Genomic DNA, 21692 nt, shown 5'->3' on the forward strand with positions numbered 1-21692 from the left:
GAGTTTACTCCCTACTTCTTCAAAAACATATTCTTGAATTCGATTGCTTTAAGCAGCAATCCCGAATTTATCTGATTCCGGGAAAGACGATTCAACAAAGAATCCGTCACTTGGATATTCCCGGCCACCTTCTTCTCGTAAATCACGTTATCCATGATAAAAGCGTAATTCTGCGGGTCTCCGGCCAGATGAAAAGGCTGGCGTTCGGGATCAAACAAATCTCTTCCCATAGAATAATCTTCCGCGGGATTCTTTACCCCCAACACCCGTTTCATTAAAGTCGGCGTCACATCATAATGAGACGTTCTGTGCGAGTACACGCCGGGAGTGTTCCCCGGGTAATACAGGATAAACGGGACATGCACCTGTGCGTTCGAAAAATCACTTCCATGTCCCCAAAAGTTCTTCTTATTCTCGTTAAACTCCTGCCCATGATCCCCGGTAATAACGATCACGGAATTATCCAACAACCCGTTCGCTTCCAGTTTATTCACCACCTTTCCCACAAGTGAATCCACGTAATAGGCACAATTACGGTACAGGTTAAAGAACGGTTCCGGGTCCAAATTATTATTTAAAGCCAGATAATTGGCGTAATCCCACGAGGGTTGAAATTTCTTACGATAGGGAGCCGGAATATCAATCGCGTGCAACAAATCATAAAACACGAAAGCAAAAAATGGTTTATCCCCCTCTTTCCGTTCATCCAAATAATTCAAAAAATCTTCCGTGATCCTGTTATCCCGATCAAAAGGAGTTGCTCCCGGGGTTTCCTTGCGAATATCTTTCACGTCTCCGAAGACGATTCGATAAAAAGGAGGATTAACAAGCGTCGCACTGGCGAACGTCTCTATATCATACCCATTTTCCAGTAAATTCTCGATAAACAAAGGCTGTACACCCGTACGTTCAAAATCTTGCCAGTATGTTGCGGAAATACCGAAAAACAGACCGAATATCCCACCCCGCGTACCATTACTGGAACTTAAATGACGATTAAATACCGCGGAACGATCACCAAAAGCCCGGATGTTAGGACAACACTCCCGTGTAAAAGTCCTGAAATTCCATGAATCCAGAATAAGATAAATAATATTCAACGGTTTCACGCTATCCACTTTTTCCAGCGGATGAAGGGGGTACACGAAACTATGCCCCTTCCCTTTATCCGGGTTATTCACATATAAGTCCTCCTTTTTGACCACACCCAACTTTAACATCAAACGATTGGCTGTCAAAGGATAAAATTGCGGTAAACAAGCCGATACTTCCGTGATCGAATTCACGTTAGCCGCAGCAGCATAAGCATGGGTTAACTGGGGAGCGATACAGGAGAACAGGAAAAGATAAATACCGATTTTCACCTGTTTAGAAGTAACATACCGGGCATACCGGTAAGCGATAAAAACGACCGCTAAAGTAAACAACAAAATAAGTAACCCGATAAGAACCCCATGCAAGACCAAAGTATTATTAAACACGAATACCTGGTTTCCTCCCCCACCAAAAGCCAGATCCAGCACAAACCCGTTGATATGAAATTTATACAACTGGAAAACAATCCCGTTCAGATAGGCCAGCACGTTCAATAAAAATATAGCACAGGTGAACAGAATGGTACCGACCTTCCGCATCTGCCGCCACCACGTGAAGGGAATATATAAAATAATCCAAGGGATCAAATTGAAAAGAAAAGCTTGCCCCAATGCCGCCATCAGATAATAAAAGCCCCCGACAAAATTCAAAGATTCCCAATAATTACTATTCACGAGATAGATCACAAATTGAACGAGTAACATACAAGAGGCGCACATATAAAACAGAAAACCTCTCTTCAAATAATTCACTCTTTCAGTGCATCCCCCTGATTTAGAAGTATCAAACATCATAAACGATTGTATTAAGAAATGATCATATAATAGTTGCAAATAAAACGGATTAAATCGACTTTTCAATCATTTTCTTAAAAATTCATTTTCAATTATTTAATTCTTTTTCCTGAATCCCCGGCAATAAAAAAAATACATATCAATAAACGATCGTTTAATGACATGTATCATGCCAAGCACAAATCCCTTTCAGAAGGGAATATACGTTCAAATTATCAATACTTCAGCTTACTATAATTCAAGCCATACAAGATGATAAATACCAACGCCAAGAATCCGGACATAGCCATGGAAATCACCACGACGCTATTCCAACCGGAATAAATCGGCAGGATAAACAACTGGCCGATCTGCGCAATCGCATATAAATAAAAACCATTCCTTTTTAACTTGTACATCATGAAAGCCCCGATCAAACTGATCACGGCACACAAGGCAGCTAACGAGTAAATTGCTTTCCCGTGCATTATGGTCGTTTGTAACACCTCCAAGGACGAACTCATGATAGAAGAAACCCACGAAGGTTGGGCTTCGGCTCCCGCCATGTTCGTTATCTGTTGAATCTGGACGACTAAGCGCTCCGGTGTAAACATGGCTAACTGGAACAAATTGTTAATTAAGCCCCAACCACTACCAATAAATGTCAAGATGCAAAGTACGGTGAGAAAAGTCGGTCTGACCGGTTTTTCTACGCTAAAGGGATTTTCCATAATCAAATAAATTTTATACACAACAAACGTACACAAATATTCGAAAATTAAAAAACAAGAGATGAAAAAAAGTTGCCAAATACTTTGTTTACATGCACGATTAGTATAATTTTGGCCTAGATTTATAAACGTCTATAGTATTAAAAATCTAAATAATGAAAAGAGACACTCAAATTTTCGACCTGATTGACAAAGAATGTCATCGTCAAAAAGAAGGACTTGAATTAATCGCATCTGAAAACTTCGTGAGCGAGCAAGTAATGCAGGCTATGGGATCTTGCCTGACCAACAAATATGCAGAGGGATACCCCGGAGCCCGTTATTACGGTGGTTGCCAAATTGTTGACCAGACTGAACAACTGGCTATCGATCGGGCTTGCCAATTATTCGGAGCTGAATTCGCTAACGTACAACCGCACTCCGGCGCACAAGCTAACGCTGCCGTGTTCTTCGCTTGCATGAAACCCGGCGATACCTTCCTGGGTCTTGATCTGGCTCATGGTGGTCACCTTTCACACGGATCTCCCGTGAATCTTTCCGGTATTAACTATCACCCGGTAGCTTACCACGTGAAAGAAGAAACCGGGATGGTTGACTATGACGAGATGGAACAATTGGCTTTGGAACACAAACCGAAATTAATCGTGTCCGGAGCATCCGCTTATTCTCGCGACTGGGATTACAAACGTATGCGCGAAATCGCTGATAAAGTAGGTGCTTTGTTAATGTGCGATATGTCTCACCCAGCCGGTTTGATTGCCAAAGGTTTATTGAACAACCCGATGGAATATTGCCACATCGTAACCACAACCACTCACAAAACCCTTCGCGGACCTCGTGGTGGTATGATCCTTCTTCCGAAAGATTTCCCGAATCCTTGGGGATTAAAAACTCCGAAGGGAGAGATCAAGATGATGTCACAAGTAATCAACTTTGCCGTATTCCCGGGACAACAAGGTGGACCGCTTGAACACGTGATCGCTGCTAAGGCCGTTGCTTTCGGAGAGGCGCTGTCTGAAGAGTACACCGAATACGCGAAACAAATGCTAGCTAACGCCAGAGCTATGGCCAAAGCATTCGTGGAAAAAGGTTATAAAGTTGTTTCCGGTGGTACCGACAACCATTCCATGTTGATTGACCTGAGAACCAAATTCCCGGAATTAACCGGTAAGAAAGCTGAAAACACGCTTGTTAAAGCTGACATCACGATCAACAAGAACATGGTTCCGTTCGATACCCGTACCCCGTTCTCTACTTCAGGTCTTCGTGTAGGAACCCCGGCAATCACTACCCGTGGTTTGAAGGAAGAACATATGCCTATCATCGTGGACATGATCGACAGAGTATTGAGCGCCCCGGACGATGAAACCGTAATCGCACAAGTAAAGAAAGAAGTAAACGCCATGATGAGCGACAGACCTATGTTCGCCTGGTAATAAGACTTTCTAAATATACAAAAAGACCGCAACATGGATTGCGGTCTTTTTTATTTGTTAATTAGTATTTAGTCTATCACGAGATTTCATGGCAATCTTGCATTTGGATCTCTCTGTATCTCAAGGTAAATACACCGGTATCCCGCCTATGTCTCGTTAAGAGGTTAACGATAGGTTAACGATAGATTAACGATAGGTCAACGATACGGGGAATTAATGTGTTCCCGATATCATGTTCTCATACAATCATCATATTAACGAGACTACGGCAAGACACGGGTGAAATAGACTATCAATACCATTACTTCCCACCTCGTCCTTTCTTTACCTTCCGGGAATTCTTTTTTATATCCTTCAGCCCTTTTTTCATTGCATTATATAATAATGTACCAGCCGAACGAGCAAACACAACTTGCTCGTCTCCCGCGTCCAGAGTCACGGATGCTATTATTCGCTGAAAATAAATCCGGGCTCCCAAGGAGACATCATACACGGCAATACAGACTTCCGACTCGCTCTTCTGGTAAGAAAGTGGTCCCCCGGGATAAATCAAATCACTGACCTCATTACGCACTTTTCGAGCCGTGGCAGTCACCACATACTTGTAATCCGTCGTTTTCTTCAACGTCTCCATCACTTCGGGAGACAACTCAAAAGTGAGTTTGTCATGAGACAGGTATTTCAAGGATATATCATTTAAAAAATAAATAGAATCCCCTCCCATTTTTTTCAATTCCTTTAATAGATCACGTGTCAACCCTTCCCTGTACATGAGAGGTAACTGAGTTTCCACGTTCGTCACCAACCATTTACCCGTCGTGAAATCCAAACTTTTCGGGGACTCGTATAAATGCATATAACTGGGAGTGGCACACGAAACAGCCATCACCACTAAAATCAATAAAACGCCGTACTTCATCATAATTCTTATATTATAGTGTTTCCAATCCTTCTCTAAAATTCTTGTATTTTAAACGAGGTAATAGCTCCTCCCTCATCCGGGAAGTATCCCCGTAATATGACACTCGCCCGATCCGGATAAAATCGATGGTTAACGGGCTTCTAACCCCGAACAGTCGGGAAACCAACTCGAACACTCGTGCCGCCGTGTTAATCATCCATAAAGGCATTCGCCAAGGCCTACATGTGTGCCAGTATTTTGTAGCCTCGTCCAAGAATTCTTGCAAGGTCTGAATACCCTCATCCCCAACATGATAAATTCCACGTACCCCTTCATTCATGATTGCCGCCCTCGTCACCTCCAAAAAGTCATCCGTGGAGATCAAATGAATACAAGTAGGCTTTCTCCAAACTCCCAGCAGAGCATGACGAGAAAACCAACGGGCCGCATCAATCATCAAGATTCCTTTCCCGTAGACCATCCCGACTCTTAAAGCGACAGGTTCAAAACCTCTTCGCTCCCCATACTCGAATAGTAACCTTTCCTCTTCCAAGCGAGTCCGGGCATGCATAGAAACAGGATTTCCGTCCAATCTTCCCCTAGCAGGATGATCCGGGGTTGTCTCACCCTCCACGTGCGGGAAACTAATTAGAATTACCCGCTTTACCCCTTTTTGAACGGCCACATCCAATAAATTTTTAAAATACAGGGTGTTTGTCGTCTTTAAAAACTTTTCCGGATTATGCTTGAAAAGGACCCCGGCAAAATGAACGATCGTATCGCCCCCGTCCAAAGCACTTCCCAAACTCTCCCGAACGGCAAGATCCGCCCAGAACACGTTCACATTATCTTTTGCCTTTAATTCCGGACTTACATCTTGACGATGAACGAGAAGATGCAACAACACCTCGTCTTTTAACAAACGACGGGCGAGCAGTCCTCCCAAATTCCCTGCGGCACCGGTGATCAATACTCGCTTTCCCATATTTTACGCTTTATCAGATCATAATAATACATATCTATCACCCGTCCGTTTTTAATCGCAGCATCACGCAAAATAGCCTGTCTGGTAAAACCGACTTTTTCCAACACTTTCATCGAGGCCGGATTATACTCGTAAACAGAGGCAAACAAACGAATAATTCCGGTTTCCCGAAACACGTAATCAACCAACAACGCAACAGCCTCGCTCGTAATTCCCCGCCCCCAATAGTCCTCACCCAGCCAATAACCGACCTCTGCACTAAGGCGCTCCACGTCTGTCAAGGGTACGATCCCAACTCCTCCCACGGCCTCTCCCGCTACCTCTATGGCAAAATTTTGAACATAAGGTTGGGCCTGTACCATCCGGATATACTTATCAGCATCCAACATTGTATACGGGTATGGAAGTCCATCCCGCACGTTATTCCATATTTTCTCGTTATTAATATGTTTTACTAATGATACTATATCCGTCAACTTCCACTCCCGCAACCTAAAATTTTCCTGTTTACTTTTTATTTCCATCAAGTTCGCTTTATAATGCAATCCGAGTTCCAAAATTATTTTTTATTCTATATCTTTTTTCAACTTCTATCGTAAAAAAAATTATAAATGAGTAATAAATCCACATAAATTGTAGAATGATGGGGTATATGAAATGTTAATTTGTAACCTTTTCGAAACAAAAAAACAATTTCCGGTAGTAAAAATACTTATTTTTATATAGATCGATAGAAAAAAGAAGAAAAACATTGCAAATGCAATTTATATTCTTTAAATTTGAAACAAACACTAAGTATGATAAGATTCATATTACATAGTATCCTCATTCTTGTGGTAACACAACTCAGCAATGTTGCCATGGGATTGATCATGACAGAATCTCAACATACAGCGGTGACCTACCAACTAGCACAATTACATGACTCCATAAACAAGGGACAAAGCCTTGATTTTCAGAATCAATATCCCAGCCCGTTAATCCGGACTTCACTTGTCAGCATGACAAGATCAGAGCTACCCTGCCGGGTTCGGGTGATGCTGGACGGGGTCTACAAACAGGCAAATGAAAGTCTTACCATTAACAAGGAGGCAGATCACACGGGAATACACGAAGTATTCATATCGCACCCCAAGCGATATTTCCATGAACTCTGTTTGTTAATTATTTGAAACCTCACGTATATATGGCACGTATCTTGTACTAATACAAGATGTTTACACGATTAAGTGTTATCCTTTGATATAAAAAAACAGAGCAACGCTGGGAACGTTGTATATATATACACACACACAACACACAAGAAGATGAAAACAACTTTATTCAGTAAGAACCGGGACGAGAAAAATTACGAGTTATTTTTCGAATCAGATGAATTGCATCGGGTGCAATATCTATTAGAAACCAAACAATTCGGGGAACTTTCCGAATTACAAAGTTCAGAGGACGAGGACACAGGGATTAAATTAAAACTCTCATTAGCTGAACGCGGAAAATTGGTGACGGCACAACTCTTCGAGTACATCATGTCAGCTTACGAGGCTGTATCACCGATCATGACTTTCCGTAATAAAGAGGCTGTGGCTCTTTCAGGAGCCGTAACGCTCGACGAATAGACATTTTTTTTAATAAACGGGTTCCCGAAAATCGAGAACCCGTTTATTATTTATATCCTTAAAACTCACGGAAGATAATCCGTGTACAGAATTCCATTCAAATGGTCGATCTCGTGTTGAAAAATGCGAGCTGTAAATTCTCTCACCGTATCTTGTCTCCACTCGAAAGAAAGTTCATCCCGATAGCGCACGACAATCTCTTTAGACCGATATACCGACCCCATCCGACCCGGAATAGACAAACATCCTTCCTGCCCTAAAACAGTATCTTGAGAGAAATAAACGATTTCCGGATTCACGTAAAATTCAAAAGGCTCTCCCGTTTTATCCAAACGCTGCACAGCAACTAATTGACGTGATATACCGACTTGAGGAGCCGCAATACCCACTCCCTCGTTCAAGGAATCCCTCACGGTAGCAAGCATACGTGATCTTAAAACACGAAAGGTTTCCGTCTCGACATCTTCTTTCCCGAATTCTTTTGCCTGCAAACGCAGGAACAATGAATCTACCCGGTTTGTTACAAGAAACAGAGGCATAATACCCTCTTCTTCCGAATGTCCGATGCGTTCCCGTTCCTCCCGTGTAAAAGAATCCGATTTCTCTCCACACGCAAGGAAACATATCCCTACCCACACGCCAAATAATAACTGAACTATTCTCATTCTATTGTTTTATTAGTTTTAAACAAAAGCCCTTTTCTGACAAAATACATGAACGTGCCTATCGTGGTCATGAAAGAAATAAAATCTGCCATGGGCATACTACTCCACACGCCTGTAATCCCCCAGAAACGAGGTAATATTAACAAAAACGGAATCAAAAATAACAATTGTCGGGAAAGAGACAAAAATATGGAGACTTTAGCTTTCCCAATGGATTGAAAAAAGTTCGTGATAATAATCTGGCACCCCGCGAGAGGGAACATCAAACAAGTCACTCGTAAGCCAAATTTAGATAATTCCATCAACTCATGATTATCCGTAAACATCCCCACAATTGCCGAGGGAAACAACTGGCTCAACAAAAAACCAAATGTCATGATAGAAACCCCGGCAATCAATGCGTAACGTAAAGTCTTACGTACCCGGTCAAAAAGAAGCGCCCCGTAATTAAACCCGATTACCGGCTGCATCCCCTGTGTCACCCCGATCTCGATCATGATAAACAAGGTCAGTACCCGATTCACAATCCCGTAGGCCCCGATAGCCAAGTCACCACCATAGCGCATAAAACTATTATTCAATATAATGACCACCGAACTGGCACATACGTTCATCAAGAAAGGTGACATCCCGATGGAAAAAATACTCATGATAATCCGACCTTTCAATTTAAATATTCCCGGTTTAAAACGTATTGTCGTGTTCTTGTTCAGATAGTGACTCACGATCCAGATTAAACCGATCGACTGGGAGATCACCGTGGCCAATGCTGCTCCCCGGATTCCCCAATCCAAATGAAAAATGAATATCGGGGCTAGAATAATATTGGCAAATACGGTCAGTAAAGAACTCAACATGGCCTTTTTCGGGTATCCCGTGGCTCGCATCACGTTGTTCAGACCGATAAAAGTAAAAGCAATCGGATTTCCCATCAAAATAACCTGCATAAAATCCCGGGCGTAAGGTAAAGTCACCGGACTAGCCCCGAAGAAATGCAAGATCGGATCTAAGAATATCAAAGTCAATCCCCCGAAACAAAACCCGTTAATCACGCATAACAACAACACGTTCCCCAAGACAGAATTCGTTTTCTCCGTGTCTTTCTGCCCGAGATAAATCGAACTGATTGTCGCTCCCCCGATTCCTACCAAAGTCGAAAAAGCAATAATCAGGTTCATCAAGGGAAAAGTGATCGCTAAACCCGATATAGCTAACGGCCCCACACCATGCCCGATAAAAACACTATCAATAATATTATACAACGACGTCACTGTCATCCCGATAATTGCAGGGATTGAATACTGTAACAATAACTTCCCGACTGGCTTTGTCTCCAAAACCTGCGATGCATTAATACTCGACATAACTCTTTATCCTCCTTCTATTAAAATAAAACACCTCTTGATGGAATGGTCGTGATTGACCCACTATTTTCAGAAATATAACCCGAATAGAGGACACAAAGATAATAAAACTCGTCGTTTATTTTAGATTTTAGATTCTAAATTTTAGATTCCAACCACACAAGGCCAACGCTTTTTGATTCCCTACTTTCAACTTTTAGTTTTTATCTTTTAACTTTTAACTTTTATCGTTTATCATTGGGGTCGTTTTTTAAACAAATTCCCGATTCGCCCCAGTCCCCAACGTAAAAGGATTGGCAAAGCGGCCTCCCACAACAAGGGTGAAATATTTTTAAACATCATTCCCAACATCGGGATTTGTCCTTCCGCCTCTTCTCCCCCGTCATTCTCCCTGTTTTCTCTTCGTTTAGAAAAAAACAAAGAAGAAATCCCGGCAAACAAAATCCGCCCGGAATGATCATGTATGAACTTAAAATCCTCGTTTATTTTCTGTTCCTGCACCCGGCAACTCTCACGCACCCGGCGCTGTTCCGCCATCAACATGTCCAGCGGGGTCGGTTGTCTCTTCATTATCTTTTTCATCCTTACTCATCATTGCTGTTATAATCTCGTTCATCACCTTGGACGTGATCTTTCTCTTGAAAAACATCGTTATCCCGAACAACAACAGGTACATCCCAACCACCAACACGAATCCCAAAGCCATGCTACCCAATAATTCTCCCAAGAAAAAACCTAACGCCAGGAACAAAAATAAAATGGCAAAAAAAGCCAATAAAACCAAAACAATACCATACGAAAAGACTGCCATTGTCTTGGCAACCCTTTCGTATGTATTCAATTTTAATAGCTCTAGCCTCAATTCCACGTAAGTTGAAATATCCTCTTTCAACTCAGCAAACGTCTTCTCGGCAATATTCTCCATAAGCTATTACTTCGTTTCCGTAGCAGTCTTCCCCGCAACCTTTTCAGCTACATGATTGACATCCTCGGTCACGTGTTCTTTCACGTTCTCGGCCTTGTTTTTTGCTTTTGAATAAACGTCCTTCACCTCTTCCTTCACTTTAGACACGGCACGATCAAACTCTTCCGCTAATTTTTTACGATTATCAGCTACCATTAAATAACCGACAGCAACTCCTACAACAGCGCCAATACCTAGCCCTATCAGTAGATTTGAAGTTTCATGTTTCATATTCTTTAATTTTTATGTTCGTACCTAATTTAACGAACTGAAACATGAAAAGGTTCTCTTTTTAGTGATTTTTTTACGAATATTTTTAACGAGTGATAAAATGTATTTTCGAAGGGTCATAACGCTCGGGAACAGGTGCTTGCTCATCTGCCGGTTTCCCGATTGCCACAACGGCAAACGGCACGAATTCCGATGACAAGTGAAACAAAGTTTTCACTTGATGAACCCGGTGCATCTGAGGATAAATTCCAACCCAAGTGGTTCCCAGTTTCTCCCCGTAGGCCTGCAACATCAGGTTTTGGACACACGCTCCCAGCTCTTGGGGCCAGTTCCCCCCGTCAAGCCCGGCCCGGCGGGTATTACAACAAACTAAAATCGCGGCCGGGGCTGTTCTTAAAGCCATTCCTTCCGGTAAAGTCTCAGCCAAAGTATCAAGATGTTCCCGATCTTCTATCACGAAAAACTCCCAGGGACGGCGATCTTTAACCGAAGGCGCATACATGGCCGCTCTCAGCAATCGCTCGATCGTCTCCACGCACACCTTGTCCGGAGCATAATTTCTCACACTACGACGTCCCACGATAGCCTCGTTCACGGCTGCCATATCCGTGAACTTCTGGCTACACATTTCCGTTGCCAGTTCCCGAACCCGCGGGATAATTCTCACGAAATGATCACTTCCTTTATGAACAGCCAGCAAGGTTTCATTTTCCCACGTTTCTATGATCATCAACATGTTATCCAAACGATTATTTTCAAGTATTTCGTACCCGATACACCCCTTTTCCTGCCTTGACAATTCAGACATCTCACGCAAAAGTTCCACGACTTGAGCGCGAACCTCGCTCTTCACCTCAATTGTAACATTTATCCTGATCATATACTCAAATTTTGAAATTGCACATTTGTTTCCCACCACTCTCTTTCATAAAAACGGTCAAAATTATAAAAGTTAGAGGACTTTTTAATAACCAAAATGTACTTTTATTCGTAAATCACATAAACTTTAAAAGAAAAATAGAAGATGAAAACAAAACAAGCATTCAAAAGGATATGGATAGTTACCCTTCTCATCACAACAAGCGGGGCATTGTGGGCTCAACAACAAACAACGAAAGAGAAATTTTCCCTCCCACCTTTACCTTATGAAACAAATGCCCTCGCACCCGTTATCAGTGAAACCACCATAAAACTACATCATGGTAAACATCTGAAAGCCTACATTGATAACCTGAATAAATTGATCGTGGGGACACCATTCGAGAACTGTGATCTTGAAACCATCGTCAAGAACTCCACCGGAGCGATATTTAACAACGCAGCACAAGCGCTGAACCATATTATCTATTTCAACTCGTTCTCTCCGAAAGCAGAACATACCCCGTCAGGAGCGCTGCTTGCTGCCATAGAAAAAGAATGGGGTTCATTCGATAATTTCAAAAAGGAGTTCTCGGCTGCCGCCACCTCGTTATTCGGGTCCGGATGGGTATGGCTCGCGAAGGACAAAAAAGGGAAACTATACATTTTCTCCGAGAGTAACGCCGGGAACCCAATTACCAAAGGTTACACTCCGATACTGGGGATCGATGTTTGGGAACATGCTTATTACCTTGATTACCAGAATCGCCGTCCGGAACACATCGAAAAAATATGGACAATTATTGACTGGAGAACCATCGGGGCCCGTTACAAATAGCCCGGAATATTTATATATAAAACCAATCATGACATTTTCACGAACAAACATCTATATTTGTAAGTTTTAAAAAAAGAACAAATAATGATAAACCCATTAGATATTATTCGTAAATATTACACGTTGGATTCCCTCGCCGGGCAATCCCTCCTCATACATAGCCAACTTGTTCGAGATAAAGCACAATCACTGGCTATCCGACATCCCGAAATGGATCTGGACATCCCTTTCATTCAAGAGGCTGCCATGCTCCACGACATCGGGATTTTTCTCACGAAGGCCCCGGACATCGGTTGTTTCGGAGAACATCCCTACATCTGCCACGGTTATCTGGGAGCCGATCTACTCCGCGAAGAAGGCCTTCCCCGTCATGCCCTAGTATGTGAACGACACACGGGGGCCGGCATATCACTTGAAATGATCAAGAAAAATCATTTACCTTTACCCCAACGGGATATGCTCCCCGTTACTCTTGAAGAAAAACTAATCGCTTTTGCCGATAAGTTTTATTCGAAAACCAATTTAACCCGGGAAAAGAAACTAGGCAAAATCCGGGCAGAAATGGCTTTTTATGGGGAAGAAACAGTCGCCCGTTTCGAAGAATGGTGTGAACTTTTTCTTTAAATATAATCTAATTTTTACAACTTTCACCCGTTTCATCACGTATTTTACTCGTAATTTAAATACGTGATGCGGTTATGGAAAATTTAAACAACTGGATTATAGCAACCAATGATTTTATTTGGACCTATATATTAATAGCCCTGCTAATCTGTATCGGGGTCTACTTTACCTTCAAGAGTAAATTCGTACAATTCCGGAATATCCGGGAAATGTTCCGGCTGCTTGGCGACGGAATAGCAAGCGGGAACCACAAGAACTCGGTTTCTTCTTTTCAAGCATTTTGCATTGCAACCGCTTCGCGGGTAGGCACAGGTAACCTGGCGGGTGTGGCAACAGCCCTAGCCCTGGGAGGACCGGGAGCCATATTCTGGATGTGGCTTATAGCGCTTATCGGTTCTGCCTCTGCCTTCATCGAATCCACGTTAGCCCAAATATATAAAGTTAAAGGAGAACGCTCGTTCATCGGGGGCCCCGCCTTTTACATGGAAAAAGGTTTAAAGAAACGATGGTTAGGCATTCTTTTCGCTGTCATCATTACCATTACCTTCGGACTTGTATTCAACTCGGTACAAGCAAATACCGTTACCTTGGCATTTCATGAAGTCTTTGGGACAAACCGTGTCTGGCTGGGAATCATTCTAACCCTGTTTACCCTACTGGTCATATTCGGTGGAATACACCGGATTGCCGTTATATCCGGAATCATCGTCCCCCTTATGGCTATTGCATACATTCTGCTTGCCGCTTTCATCCTATTCACGCACCTTGGAACATTACCCCATGTCATTGGTTCTATTTTCACGAACGCATTCGGATTCGAACAATTCGCGGGCGGGGGTTTAGGAGCCGTCATCATGCAAGGTGTCCGGCGAGGACTTTTCTCAAATGAAGCGGGAATGGGTTCCGCCCCGAACGCTGCCGCAACGGCAACAGTCTCCCACCCGGTGAAACAAGGATTAATCCAAGCCCTCAGTGTTTTCACCGACACGTTAATCATTTGTAGTTGTACGGCATTCATTATTCTACTTTCGGACGTTCCGCTAGATGGTTCGGTGAAAGGAATCCAACTGACACAAATGGCCCTGTCCCACCAGATCGGAAGCGTGGGAGGACAATTTATCGCTATTTGTATACTCCTTTTTGCCTTCAGTTCCATCGTGGGTAACTATTCATACTGTGAAACAAACTTATTTTTCATATCCAAGAATAAAACCTATTTACAACTTTACCGGATTATCGTGGGGGGAATGGTCATGTTCGGATCAATCGCCGCCCTGGATCTCGTCTGGAATATTGCCGATCTATTCATGGCAATCATGGCTATAACCAACCTGATCGCGATCGTATTACTGGGTAAAATCGCCTTGAAAGCATTACAGGACTACAACCGTCAACGTCGTATCAGCAAGAAAAATATCATATTCAAGTCCTCGTTCATCCCGGAGTTAAAAGATTCCACGAGTGAATGGGAATAAAATGATTTTTTTTTTAACTTTGCAACAAACAGAAGGGATTGACACGATGATAGATTTATGTGTAATTTTCTCCTGCCGCTGTACTTTAAAACAGGAAAAAGGCAGCATTAAAAATAAAGAATAGTAGAGATATAAAAGATGAGATTTGACGAGCTGGAACTAGAGGATTCATTGTTGCAAGGATTAGATGCCATGAATTTTCAGGAAACAACCCCTATACAAGAATTAACAATCCCTGTTATCTTAGAGGGAAAAGATTTAATCGCCTGCGCACAAACAGGCACCGGAAAAACAGCCGCTTACACTCTTCCGATCTTAAATCGATTAATCAAAGAAGAGAACCGATCGGACACGGTAAAAGCTGTTATCATGGCTCCCACCCGGGAATTAGCCCAACAAATAGACGTACAATTCGAGGGATTTTCTTATTTTCTCCCCGTTTCGACGGTAGTCGTCTACGGGGGTGGTGACGGAAGTTTATGGGATCAACAGAAAAAAGCATTGCGTCTGGGCGCAGATGTTGCCATCGCAACACCAGGACGGTTGATCGCACATCTGCAACATAGCGATGTAGACCTTTCGCAAGTAAAATACTTTATCCTTGACGAGGCTGACCGGATGCTGGACATGGGATTTTTTGACGACATCATGCAAATCGTGAACAAACTGCCCAAAGACCGACAAACCATACTCTTCTCGGCTACGATGCCCCCGAAGATACGGCAGCTAGCCCAAAATGTACTTCGAGACCCGGTAGAAATCAACGTGGCAGTATCCAAACCCAACGAAGCCATCATGCAAGCCGCTTACATCTGCCACGAAAGCCAAAAAATGGGTATTATCGAAGAACTTTTCAGTAAACCGGTCTTACACAAAACGCTAATCTTTGCCTCTTCCAAACAAAAAGTAAAAGACCTCGCCTTCACCTTAAAACGTAAAAAATTCAACGTGGCAGCCATGCATTCCGACTTGGAGCAGTCAGAGCGGGAATCTGTTATGATGGATTTTAAAAATAATAAAATAGATATACTCGTTGCCACCGACATCGTGTCCCGTGGTATAGATATTGATGAGATAGGATTGGTAATCAACTTTGATGTACCCCATGATCCGGAAGATTATATTCACCGTATCGGACGAACAGCGAGAGCCAGCGCGGAAGGAGTTGCCCTTACCTTTGTCTCCGGGGCAGAGCAAGGAAAGTTTTACCGCATAGAACAATTTATTGAAGAAACGATTTACAAGATACCACTCCCCGCCCACTTGGGACCGGCACCGGAATACAATCCAAAAGCATTCGAACATAGCTCGTCAAAAGGCAGAGGACGAAAACCTAACGGCCGTTCTTTCGTAAAAAAGAAAAACCACGCCAAGCGAGAAGGAGGCTCAAAATAAAATAATAACCTATTAAAACTATACACTTATGATTCTAAACGCTGGAAATATCTTACTTATTGGATCTATCCTATTATTTATTAGTATTGTTGTAGGAAAAGCAGGTTTCCGTTTTGGAGTTCCCGCTTTACTTCTCTTCTTGGGAGTAGGAATGCTTTTCGGAACCGATGGTTTAGGAATAGAGTTTAACAATCCGCAAACCGCACAATTTATAGGAGTTATCGCATTAAGTATTATTTTATTTTCCGGTGGTATGGACACAAGTGCGGCTGAAATCAAACCCGTTCTAGGGCAAGGAATTGTTCTCGCCACCGCCGGAGTCATGTTTACGGCTTTTCTCACGGGTTATTTTATCTACTACATCACGAATCTTGAAAACAGTTTTATCACGCTGAATTTCACGGAATCATTATTGCTTGCCTCTGTCATGTCATCTACCGATTCTGCATCCGTGTTCTCGATTCTCCGTTCCAAACGGCAAGGATTAAAAGAGAACCTACGCCCCATGTTGGAGCTGGAAAGTGGTAGTAATGACCCGATGGCCTATATGTTAACGATATTACTTATCGGAATTATCCAATCCGGAGAAAGCAGCTTAAGTAACACGATACTGCAATTCATCATGCAGATGAGCATCGGTGCTGTATCCGGTTACTTGTTGGGAAGATTGGCAGTATACTGCATCAATAAATTAAACATCAATCAATCATTATATCCCGTTCTTTTATTAGCTTTCGTGTTCTTTATTTTCTCGTTCACGGATCTGGTAAAAGGTAACGGTTACTTGGCTGTTTATTTAGCCGGCTTAGTGGTTGGAAATCATAAAGTGGTACACAAGAAGAGTCTTACCACCTTTTTCGACGGTATCACATGGTTATTCCAGATCGTGATGTTCCTCACGTTAGGCCTTCTGGTAAACCCGGCAGAATTACTCCCGGTCGCAGCGTTAAGCATTCTTATCGGGGTATTCATGATTATACTGGCTCGTCCGATAAGTGTATTTTTATGCCTTATCCCCTTCCGGAAAATGACCACCAAGGCACGGGCATACGTTTCATGGGTCGGTCTGCGCGGAGCAGTCCCCATCATTTTTGCCACGTACCCGCTAATCGCAAACATCCAGCACGCATCATTAATATTTAACGTGGTGTTCTTCATTACCATTCTTTCTTTGGTTGTACAGGGAACAACTGTCAGTTTCATGGCGAAACTACTCGGTTTGTCAACCCCCGAAGAACGCAAAAACGTCTTTAACGTCGAATTACCCGAAGAAATTAAAACCGCCATGTCCGAAATTGAAGTCATTCCTTCCATGTTGGCAAAAGGCGACAAATTAATGGATTTGGTATTACCGGATAACACGTTGGTAGCCTTGATCAAAAAGAACGATTCATATTGCGTCCCCAAGGGAAAAACCAAACTACATACCGGAGATAAGTTACTCGTGATCACGGATGATGATGAAGCTCTCATGAAGACTTATGAAAGCCTAGGGATCACGGATTATTCAATTCAAAAAAATGCTTGATACTAGCCATACGGTAGTACATCAGAGATAAGAAAAATTACACTTTATAGGCATTTTCTATCATCTGATAAAAACTAAATATTTGTTTTGATAAACAAATTGTCGTATTATTGTGCTATCAAAACATGACCACTAAAAAGATTAAATTTATGAGCATTAAAGGAACAAAAACAGAACAAAACTTATTGAAATCATTTGCCGGTGAATCACAGGCCAGAAGTCGTTATACTTTTTTCGCTAGTGTAGCTAAAAAAGAAGGATTCGAACAAATCGCGGGAGTATTCATGGAAACTGCCGAACAGGAAAAAGAACACGCCAAGAGATTCTTCAAATTCTTGGAAGGCGGAATGGTTGAAATCACCGCATCTTACCCCGCAGGTGTAATCGGAACAACAGCAGAAAATCTGAAAGCTGCCGCAGAAGGAGAAAACGAAGAATGGGCAGACCTCTATCCGGAATTTGCTAAAGTTGCAGAAGAAGAAGGATTTACCGCCATCGCAGCCGTGTTCCGTAACATTGCGAAAGTGGAAGCTGAACACGAGGCTCGTTACAGAACGCTTTTAGCTCGCGTGGAAGCCGGTAAAGTATTCGAGAGAGACGAAGTGATCCTGTGGCAATGCCGTAACTGCGGTTTCGTTTACGAAGGCAAAACAGCCCCGAAAGCGTGTCCCGCTTGCGCTCACCCTCAAGCATATTTCGAAGAAAAGAAAAACAATTACTAATCATACTTGTAATTGAGGATAAAAAACTAAAAGTTGAGGCAGATGTCTCAACTTTTAGTTTTTTATTTTACCCGTCACGAAGAAATCACAACTTGATTTTCGTTATATTCGCGACAAAGAAACTGAAATCTATTTTTTAATTGATAAAATAAAGTTATTATGAAAAAAGTAATCAACTCACCGAAAGCACCGAAAGCCATCGGTCCTTACAGTCAAGCAATTGAAGCAAACGGAACGCTTTACATCAGTGGTCAACTTCCTATTGACGTGAATACCGGAAAATTCGTTGAAGGTGGAGTAAAAGAACAAACAGAACAATGTTTGAAAAACATCGGTTACATCCTGGAAGAAGCCGGATATACTTTTGACAACGTGGTTAAATCAACTTGCCTGTTGGGAGATATGTCTTATTTCGCTGATATGAACGAAATCTATGCTAAATATTACAAGACAGATTGTCCTGCCCGTGCAGCTTTTGCCGTAAAAGCTCTCCCGATGGGTGCTATGGTTGAAATTGAAACCATCGCTGTAAAATAAAGATAAAAACGGCTGAATCAGCCGTTTTTTCATTTTTTTTTCTTACCTTAGGGGAAAGTAGTGCATAACTTAAATCAAACATGATGAGAATATTCGGTTTACTCCTTATGCTTGCCCTATTTTTCTCCTGTGCATCTCAAAAAGAGGTAGCCCAAAATAAAAAGGGGCGTTGCGCTATCAAAGATTCAGCGCAATATGAATTGATCGTTTTTGATTCGGGATTCGATTTTTGGTTGACAAGTCACCAGAGCATGGCCAGTCTGCACTCAGAAAGTTATTATCAAAGTATGAATCACCAGTATGCTATCGAATGGAACAGAAGGTATGCTGCCGGAGATCCGAGAATCAACAGTTACATCGATTACAGCTTGAACAGAGATTACGGGTTTGATTTTAATTACAAACTCTACATGTATTTCAGGTTCTTCGAAGGCACGAACAGGATAAAACTAATCCCAGGAAACAGAAGCCTTTAATAATTTTAGATTTAATGATTTTAGATTTTAAATTCCAGCCACACAAGCTATCCCTTCTTTTAATCTCTCAATCTAAAATCATAAATCACTAAATCTAAAATTACTCGCTTCTTTTATGGCCTCCGGGGTACCCAAGTCGAGACATCGGCCATCGTGCCGAAAAAGCTCGATAGGATGTTCTTTTGCCTGCGCCAGATGCTCGTCGATGATAGAGAATACTCCCTGATGAATGATATGCTTTAAATATTCCGGGCTAAGAATCTGAATCCCGCAGTAATTGAACTCCGTGGCCCCGTAAAAGCCTTCGTCCACGATCTTCTGCTCCCCGGTTCGCTTGTTCTCCCAACCTTTCAAAACACCATGATTAAACTTCAATACCCGATCTGCAACTGCCTGTTGCACGACCAACGTGGCGTATGCCTCACGTGATTCATGCTGACGAACGAGCGCCTTCAAATCCAAGTCCGTTAAAATATCCACATTATGAATAAGCACGGGTTTCCCCGGAATAAATAATTCCCGGGCCTTCAAAACCCCTCCTCCCGTATCCAGTAACTCATCTCGTTCATCGGACAAAACGATGCCCATACCGAAATCTCCTTTCTCTTTCAGAAAGTGTTCTACCTGATCGGCAAAATGATGAATATTAATCACTAACCGCTCCACCTGCACTTCTCTCATTCTCTCGATCACCCGCTCCAACAGAGTCTTTCCTTTCAACTCCACCAAAGCTTTCGGGCGATCGTTTGTCAACGGCCGCAACCGGGTACCTAAACCGGCTGCAAAAATCATCCCATTCATCTATATCTCTATAATATTATTTTTAATCGCGTACATCACCAATGCCGCCGTATTCCGACATCCCGTCTTACTGAGCAGATTTGCCCGATGCTTGTCTACCGTACGTTTACTGATAAACAATTCGTCCGCAATCTCCTGATTTGACAATCCTTTACACACGTGATACAAAATTTCCAGCTCTCGTTCCGAAATATCATTATCCACGGTTTCCGGTGTTTCGCTTTTGTTGTCACGCATATTATTCAATATATTCACCAATAACTCTTCCGAAAAGAAACTCTCCCCTTCCGCCACCTTCTGAATAGCCGTTACCACCTTATCAATTCCCGAATTCTTCAACAAGAATCCCTTCGCACCCGCATCAATCATCTTGTAATAATACTGCTCGTCCCCGTACATGGAAAGAACTATAATCTTCAAATTGGGTTTCATTTTCATCGCCTCGATCGTGGCATCAATACCATTCATCTCCGGCATCTCTATATCCATCAGCACGACATCACAATCAACAAACGACAAATTCTCAACAAACTCCCTCCCGTTCGAGGCCTCGTAAATATGTCGAACGAAATCCTGAGTTGAAAGCAATAACTTCAATCCCTCCCGGAACAACTTGTGGTCATCAACCAGATATATTCTCAATTTATCCATAAAACAAGATTTACTTACACTTTATAAAAGCTCTCGCAATCATTCCCCGTCCTGACTCGCTGGAAATCTTGATATCCCCATTTCCCGAATTCAATCGGTACTGCATGTTGCTCAATCCCATCCCGCCATCACTTTCAGCTTGTTTCACGTCAAACCCCATGCCGTTATCCTCGTATTCCAAGTACAAAACATCCCCCTGCAACTGTAGGTCAATACTGATTTTACTGGCATTAGCATGTCGCAACGTGTTATTGATCAACTCGCAAATCACCCGGTACATGATTACTTCCACGTTATATATAAAACGACGATTATCAATATTTGTTTTAAAATTAATACTAATACCTTCAGCCGGACGCAATTTTCGAATAAATGATTCCGTGGCATCCCTTAAACCGAAATTATTCAATATATGAGGACTGATATTAGCTGAAATCTCTCGCACGCTCGTGATAGCCTCGTCAACAGCCTGTTTCAAGTTCCCTTTGATTTTGTCGTTTACCTCCGGCGAGTTCTTTTCCTCGAAACCGGAAAGCAACATCTTTATAACACTTAATAAAGGCCCTAGCCCGTCATGCAACTCCTTGGCAAAACGCTGCCGCTCCTGTTCCTCCGTGCGGATAACAGCCGACAGTACCCGCTTTTCCGTCTCACTCCGTATACCATCCAGCCGACGTAAAAACTGGAATACCTTCCGTATATAAAATGCCCCGATAGCAAAGGCCAGCGAAATAACAAATGACAACCACACTTTCGTCTGGTACAACTCTTCCGACTCTCCCCGGTGCATCGAGGGAACCAATTCTATCGCCCGGTAAATCGCCATCAAAAAAAAGCCTGTTGAAATCAAAATCCAAGCAGCATTGAACTTCGTCCGCTTAAACAAACTGATCGCAAATCCCATCGCAACGATCTGTAACAACAAAGACAAGTATACAACTATTTGTGTAACCACGATATATGTATTAGTTAAAAGTTAAAAACTAAAAGATAAAAGCTATGTTCAAATATCGACATTATTTCTAG

25 protein-coding genes are annotated in these 21692 nt (G+C 42.4%); 11 read left to right on the forward strand and 14 right to left on the reverse strand.

Annotated elements, in window-relative coordinates:
- Positions 1-11: 11 nt before the first annotated feature.
- Both I2I33_RS15395 and I2I33_RS15400 read right to left on the reverse strand, forming a co-directional pair.
- A complete protein-coding gene (locus I2I33_RS15395) occupies positions 12-1889 on the reverse strand; it encodes a DUF3413 domain-containing protein (RefSeq protein WP_087420442.1) in 1878 nt (625 codons plus the stop codon).
- Between the two features lie 215 nt (positions 1890-2104).
- Positions 2105-2599, reverse strand: a complete 495-nt coding sequence (locus I2I33_RS15400; RefSeq protein WP_087420443.1) for a hypothetical protein — start codon at positions 2597-2599, stop codon at positions 2105-2107.
- Between the two features lie 155 nt (positions 2600-2754).
- Between I2I33_RS15400 and glyA the strand changes: the two genes are divergently transcribed.
- On the forward strand, positions 2755-4035 hold the full coding sequence (gene glyA, locus I2I33_RS15405; RefSeq protein ID WP_087420444.1) for a serine hydroxymethyltransferase: 1281 nt from the start codon (positions 2755-2757) through the stop codon (positions 4033-4035).
- A 301-nt stretch (positions 4036-4336) separates the two neighbouring features.
- On the opposite strand, the gene I2I33_RS15410 is transcribed toward glyA, so the two are convergent.
- From I2I33_RS15410 to I2I33_RS15420, 3 genes are read right to left on the reverse strand one after another with little or no spacing between them, the layout of a single operon-like run.
- Complete coding sequence (locus I2I33_RS15410) at positions 4337-4957, reverse strand: hypothetical protein (RefSeq protein ID WP_087420445.1); 621 nt, start codon at positions 4955-4957, stop codon at positions 4337-4339.
- 10 nt (positions 4958-4967) lie between these two features.
- Positions 4968-5921: an NAD-dependent epimerase/dehydratase family protein gene (locus I2I33_RS15415; RefSeq protein ID WP_087420446.1), complete on the reverse strand. Its 954-nt coding sequence runs from the start codon at positions 5919-5921 to the stop codon at positions 4968-4970.
- Positions 5903-6445 (reverse strand): GNAT family N-acetyltransferase, encoded by a 543-nt coding sequence (locus tag I2I33_RS15420; protein ID WP_087420661.1) that lies wholly within the window; start codon positions 6443-6445, stop codon positions 5903-5905. Before I2I33_RS15420 ends, I2I33_RS15415 begins: the two co-directional genes overlap by 19 nt.
- A gap of 273 nt (positions 6446-6718) precedes the next feature.
- On the opposite strand from I2I33_RS15420, the gene I2I33_RS15425 reads away from it, so the two are divergent.
- Together I2I33_RS15425 and I2I33_RS15430 are read left to right on the forward strand one after the other, a co-directional pair.
- Positions 6719-7093 carry a hypothetical protein gene (locus I2I33_RS15425; protein WP_027201131.1) on the forward strand — a complete coding sequence of 125 codons (375 nt, stop codon included), beginning with the start codon at positions 6719-6721 and terminating at the stop codon, positions 7091-7093.
- Between the two features lie 135 nt (positions 7094-7228).
- A complete protein-coding gene (locus I2I33_RS15430; RefSeq protein WP_027201130.1) occupies positions 7229-7537 on the forward strand; it encodes a hypothetical protein in 309 nt (102 codons plus the stop codon).
- 65 nt (positions 7538-7602) lie between these two features.
- Here I2I33_RS15430 and def read toward each other — a convergent pair whose 3' ends face one another.
- The 6 genes from def to I2I33_RS15460 all read right to left on the reverse strand — a co-directional run bounded on the left by def (position 7603) and on the right by I2I33_RS15460 (position 11641).
- A complete protein-coding gene (def, locus tag I2I33_RS15435; RefSeq protein WP_087420447.1) occupies positions 7603-8202 on the reverse strand; it encodes a peptide deformylase in 600 nt (199 codons plus the stop codon).
- Positions 8199-9566, reverse strand: a complete 1368-nt coding sequence (locus tag I2I33_RS15440) for an MATE family efflux transporter (protein WP_087420448.1) — start codon at positions 9564-9566, stop codon at positions 8199-8201. The genes def and I2I33_RS15440 overlap by 4 nt, the downstream gene beginning before the upstream one ends.
- Before the next feature lie 234 nt (positions 9567-9800).
- Positions 9801-10148: a hypothetical protein gene (locus I2I33_RS15445; RefSeq protein WP_140402565.1), complete on the reverse strand. Its 348-nt coding sequence runs from the start codon at positions 10146-10148 to the stop codon at positions 9801-9803.
- A complete protein-coding gene (locus I2I33_RS15450; RefSeq protein ID WP_027201127.1) occupies positions 10078-10491 on the reverse strand; it encodes a phage holin family protein in 414 nt (137 codons plus the stop codon). Before I2I33_RS15450 ends, I2I33_RS15445 begins: the two co-directional genes overlap by 71 nt.
- Positions 10492-10497: 6 nt before the next feature.
- Entirely contained in the window at positions 10498-10761 is a 264-nt protein-coding gene (locus I2I33_RS15455) for a YtxH domain-containing protein (RefSeq protein ID WP_087420450.1), read from the reverse strand.
- Between the two features lie 85 nt (positions 10762-10846).
- On the reverse strand, positions 10847-11641 hold the full coding sequence (locus I2I33_RS15460; RefSeq protein WP_087420451.1) for a nitroreductase family protein: 795 nt from the start codon (positions 11639-11641) through the stop codon (positions 10847-10849).
- A gap of 144 nt (positions 11642-11785) precedes the next feature.
- Here I2I33_RS15460 and I2I33_RS15465 point away from each other — a divergent pair, with 144 nt between their 5' ends.
- From I2I33_RS15465 to I2I33_RS15500, 8 genes are all read left to right on the forward strand, one after another.
- Positions 11786-12457: a superoxide dismutase gene (locus I2I33_RS15465; RefSeq protein WP_087420452.1), complete on the forward strand. Its 672-nt coding sequence runs from the start codon at positions 11786-11788 to the stop codon at positions 12455-12457.
- An 87-nt stretch (positions 12458-12544) separates the two neighbouring features.
- On the forward strand, positions 12545-13081 hold the full coding sequence (locus I2I33_RS15470; RefSeq protein WP_027201124.1) for an HD domain-containing protein: 537 nt from the start codon (positions 12545-12547) through the stop codon (positions 13079-13081).
- Positions 13082-13155: 74 nt separating this feature from the next.
- Complete coding sequence (locus I2I33_RS15475) at positions 13156-14556, forward strand: alanine/glycine:cation symporter family protein (protein ID WP_027201123.1); 1401 nt, start codon at positions 13156-13158, stop codon at positions 14554-14556.
- 138 nt (positions 14557-14694) lie between these two features.
- A complete protein-coding gene (locus I2I33_RS15480) occupies positions 14695-15951 on the forward strand; it encodes a DEAD/DEAH box helicase (protein WP_087420453.1) in 1257 nt (418 codons plus the stop codon).
- A 28-nt stretch (positions 15952-15979) separates the two neighbouring features.
- Entirely contained in the window at positions 15980-17479 is a 1500-nt protein-coding gene (locus I2I33_RS15485; protein WP_087420454.1) for a potassium/proton antiporter, read from the forward strand.
- Positions 17480-17628: 149 nt separating this feature from the next.
- Complete coding sequence (rbr, locus tag I2I33_RS15490) at positions 17629-18201, forward strand: rubrerythrin (protein ID WP_027201120.1); 573 nt, start codon at positions 17629-17631, stop codon at positions 18199-18201.
- 159 nt (positions 18202-18360) lie between these two features.
- Complete coding sequence (locus tag I2I33_RS15495) at positions 18361-18738, forward strand: RidA family protein (protein WP_027201119.1); 378 nt, start codon at positions 18361-18363, stop codon at positions 18736-18738.
- Between the two features lie 83 nt (positions 18739-18821).
- Positions 18822-19214: a DUF6146 family protein gene (locus I2I33_RS15500; protein WP_140402566.1), complete on the forward strand. Its 393-nt coding sequence runs from the start codon at positions 18822-18824 to the stop codon at positions 19212-19214.
- 78 nt (positions 19215-19292) lie between these two features.
- On the opposite strand, the gene I2I33_RS15505 is transcribed toward I2I33_RS15500, so the two are convergent.
- From I2I33_RS15505 to I2I33_RS15515, 3 genes are read right to left on the reverse strand one after another with little or no spacing between them, the layout of a single operon-like run.
- Positions 19293-20015, reverse strand: a complete 723-nt coding sequence (locus I2I33_RS15505) for a nucleotidyltransferase family protein (RefSeq protein WP_229128331.1) — start codon at positions 20013-20015, stop codon at positions 19293-19295.
- Positions 20016-20666: a response regulator transcription factor gene (locus I2I33_RS15510; protein ID WP_087420456.1), complete on the reverse strand. Its 651-nt coding sequence runs from the start codon at positions 20664-20666 to the stop codon at positions 20016-20018.
- Between the two features lie 10 nt (positions 20667-20676).
- On the reverse strand, positions 20677-21621 hold the full coding sequence (locus tag I2I33_RS15515) for a sensor histidine kinase (RefSeq protein WP_087420457.1): 945 nt from the start codon (positions 21619-21621) through the stop codon (positions 20677-20679).
- Positions 21622-21692: the final 71 nt, after the last annotated feature.

The sequence above is a fragment of the Butyricimonas sp. BSD2780061689_150309_C8 genome (assembly GCF_015560935.1).
GTDB lineage: Bacteria > Bacteroidota > Bacteroidia > Bacteroidales > Marinifilaceae > Butyricimonas > Butyricimonas paravirosa.